This is a genomic window from Novosphingobium profundi (genome assembly GCF_018491765.1).
GTDB classification, from domain to species: domain Bacteria; phylum Pseudomonadota; class Alphaproteobacteria; order Sphingomonadales; family Sphingomonadaceae; genus Novosphingobium; species Novosphingobium profundi.
This window is the reverse complement of sequence record NZ_JABWCU010000080.1, coordinates 1-719: the sequence shown is the minus strand read 5'-3', so window position 1 is coordinate 719 and position 719 is coordinate 1. Positions and strand designations below refer to the sequence as shown.

The following is a 719-nucleotide window of genomic DNA, read 5'->3' as shown; positions in this document are numbered from 1 at the left end:
GCCTCCGCGAGTTCGTGGCGCCACATGGGCTTTTTGGGTGCGGGGAGGCCGGTTTCTTCGAGGCAGTTCTTGCGCAGGGTGTCGATGTCGGGGCCGAAGTTGAAGACCTCGACGGTTCCGCGATCGCTACGCATCTTTTCGCGAAGGGCGCTGGTGGCGGCTTCGTCGACGGCTCCGCCTGCGATGACGACGCCGTAGTCGAGGGCGCCGGTCTCGGTGACGAGGCCCTGGCCGATTTCCTTGAGGATGAGCGCGGGATCGCGTTCGAGCGGGTCGCCCCAGCCGCCGCCGCCCCAGGTGATGAACTGGAGTTCGTCACCGGCCTCGACGGGGTAGTCCTCCAGCTTGTTGCCCACGATGATCTGCGTGCCGTCGGCCTTGGTCAGGATCTTCTTGGCGCGCTTGCCGGGCAGGCCGCCGTTGACGCCCCAGGGCGGCACGAACCAGCGGTCGTCGTGGATCGCGATGACGCCCGGCTCGAAGAAGCGGTAGACCATGTTGATGCCGTTGCCGCCGCGGTGAAGCCCTGCGCCGCCGCTGTCGGCGACCGTCTCGTACTTGACGATCTCGAGCGGGAAGTAGCGCTCGAGGAACTCGTTGGGCACGTTGGTGAAGCCGGGGAACAGCGAGTGGCCGTCGGGGCCGTCACCCATCGGACGCCCGGGGATGCCGCCAAAGCCGATCTGGAAGAGCTGGAACCACTTACCTTCCTTGTCGTG

General features: G+C 66.6%; 1 protein-coding gene. It reads right to left on the bottom strand.

Going from position 1 to position 719, the window contains the following annotated elements:
- Positions 1–719: hydantoinase B/oxoprolinase family protein (locus tag HT136_RS26100; RefSeq protein WP_214202661.1), on the bottom strand; the 719-nt coding region annotated here is incomplete at both ends.